The sequence below is a fragment of the Prevotella sp. P5-126 genome (genome assembly GCF_002251185.1).
In the GTDB taxonomy this organism is placed as follows: domain Bacteria; phylum Bacteroidota; class Bacteroidia; order Bacteroidales; family Bacteroidaceae; genus Prevotella.
Genome location: NZ_NPIZ01000103.1, coordinates 1 through 2984, shown reverse-complemented (window position 1 = coordinate 2984; position 2984 = coordinate 1). Strand labels below are relative to the sequence as shown.

The window sequence follows — 2984 nt, the reverse complement described above, 5'->3', positions numbered from 1 at the left end:
CAATCGGTAGTCATATCAAATATTTTTGTAACTATTTGATTTTCACCTATAAATGTACAAGATATTTATGAGACTACCAACTTTTTTATAAACTATTTCTTATCCCGAACTGGGGTATCTATATACAATGCAAATATACGCAATTATGTTGGAAAAACATAATTTGTTCTTAAAAAGTTATTGTTTCTTGTTTTTTACTTAATCGCAATTAAGATAAATGACGTGCCGTGTGCTGAGCCAGGTATGTTTATTGAATAACAATTTTGAGCTTTCTGTGTAAAATGCTTGTATGTTAATGTTTTTTTGTGTATATTTGCGGAGAAAATTGCATTCGTTCACTAAAAGTGGACGAGTTTGTACTTGAATTAATTAGGTTCACGTGAATCGCTTTGTTCTTTGTCTTTTTTGAATATAGCTAAAGAGGGGGCTTTTATATTTGTCAATGACATGGTATCTGAGAACACAAAAACAATCAAATGTACTAACTAAATAAAATTTAACTTGTTTGTTTCCTTTATCCGTTTGACATTAAAAATGCGACTTTAAATTGTCGCGTGATAAAAGTATCCGGTACCAACTATATTTCAAGAGATTCGAGGAAGTAAGATGACTTTAGTGAACTACAAAGGAGATGAAAAAAATGAAAAAAGACTTGTTTTTTGTTTTCATACCAATCGTGTTCTCATTTCTGGCTTGCCAGAATCGTAATGATGACAGTAAGGTTGTAGTTTGTGTGCCTGTCTATGGACAGAGCTTGGCGTTAGGTGAAGAAACGCAACGAATTACAAATCTCGATAGTTTGAATGAACTTTATGACTATCGAATAGTGGGTGAGAATCTGAAAAATGAATTTGGCTATTATGACTGCAGTCCTGTCAAAAGAAAGATCAAACGTGTTCTAAAACTATCCAAACGTGATTTTGAAGTGTCTGTTTATGGTATGGCAGAGGCTTTGGTGAACGAGTTGGGAAAAGACACCATGGTCTGTGTCTTTGCTGGTGGACAAGGAGCAACACCTATCAATGGTATAAGTAAAGGCACTGCTCCTTATGTGCGTTTTCTCAATGATATTAAGAATGCGAAAGAGAAAGCAGATGAGAAGGGAATGAAATTCTACGTTCCCGCAATATGTTGGATGCAAGGCGAGTCAGACATGTATGACTATACAAATGTTGATTACAAACAAAAGTTGAATCAGTTTAGTATCGATATCAATAAAGATATAAAGGCAATTACTCATCAAAAGCAAGATATCAAGATAGTATCTTATCAAACGAATATGTTAGCTTTGTGCAATGAGTTCTGTCAGAATGAATATAGTTTATATGAGACAAGCATACCACAAGCACAGATGGAGTTAGTTCGTGACAATTCTTTCTTTGTTGCTGGAACGCCTACTTATTTTTTGTATTTTGCCCGGGAACGTATGCATATAAATGCAATAAGCCAAAAACGTGTTGGTTATTATAATGCGGAATCGGTTATAAGCATTATAAGAAATCAAAAACATCGTGGGTTGTATCCAAAGAAAATAATTGCTGAAGGAAGAGAGGTAAAAGTTGTTTTAGATGTACCTTGTCCTCCATTAGTAATAGATACTATAGAAGTTTGCAAAGTAGATTATTATGGGTTTAATGTTGTTACAGCCTCTAATGAATCTATTATTAAAGATGTTGTGGTACATGGAGATACCATTTTGTTGAAATGTTCACAGATAGTGAAGGGTGCTAAAGTAAGGTATGCTGTAAATGGTCAGAAAGGAAAAAGTGGTTATTTAAGAGGAGCTCGTGGAAATCTTCGTGATAGTCAAGGTCTTGTCAACGCTGCGATAGTCCCCAAAAAGATATACCCAATGCATAATTGGTGTTATCAATTTGACATACTTGTTGAATAGATGGTGTGTTTTTGGATGACATGACAAACCAAGTTACAGTGATTCTATATAACATGGTACGCTTTTGCGTTTTTCTTACTTAATTCTTGTAAGATATTGTTTTTTTGGGGGGAAGAATCACACTTCTTCTCCGAGGCTTTTGAACGCTTTTCGTATTTCACTTATCACGCATCTGATGTATTTAAGATTTTACTTACCGCGATTTCTGCGACAATAAAAATCCATGGAGAACACTATACGAGTTTGAAAACAAAAATATCTATAATAAAGTTAAACAGTGTTAAATATCTAATTAAAGCTGCCAAAACTCTTGCATTCCGGGGGTGTCATGTTGTATCTTTGTATTTCAAGCCGAGGATGATTTCTAAAAATAAGAAAGATACCCTTAAACCAAAAATCAAACAAATAATCCAATAATTAAAATACTGATTATGTTTACAAAACCAACAGATTTACATGCCATCAGGTCACGACAGAAAGCCCACGGTTTCTCGATTGCTTCTCGATTGCTTCTCGTTCGGTTCTCGTTGACTTCTCGTTAGGTCCTCGTTCGTCTCTCGTTCGTCTCTCGTTGCTTAGTCGTTAGTCTATCGAAGACCGAACGAGAACCGAACGAGGAACAAGCGAAAAACGAACGAAAGAGCAACGAATGTCGATCGAGTAAATAGCGAGAATCTATCGAAAACTCGACGAAATGCCACCATCATGGCTGGTGGTACACCCTTCAGCAACCACAAACCAGCACAATGCCTTTTGTCTCAAATCTGCCGAGGTAGAACCCCGCATTTCCAGTCCACACTGAGCATTTTTACGGCGAATAAAACCATTTCGTCCATTCCGTGGGTCACTATGATTCAACCCTGCAGAAAGCCCTCCACGGGCTTTTAATGCCTTGTTTTCCACCTAAATAACCGAGTTATCCCCCACATAACCAACAGTGATAATCCTCTGTCCACCCCAAAAACAACCTGGAACACACCCAACAGTCCCATCTTCATAGGCTCAACTACAGGTCAAACCATAAAAATCATGCAAAACTACAGCAGAGTCCTCCATATCACCATTTTGTGCAATATAAGTATAATAACCT

The 2984-nt window shown here is 36.4% G+C and carries 1 protein-coding gene; it reads left to right on the top strand.

All coding sequences use genetic code 11. The annotated features are described in order from the left end of the window. Window positions 1-631: 631 nt before the first annotated feature. Entirely contained in the window at window positions 632-1894 is a 1263-nt protein-coding gene (locus CIK90_RS11770; protein ID WP_094465576.1) for a sialate O-acetylesterase, read from the top strand. Window positions 1895-2984 lie beyond the last annotated feature (1090 nt).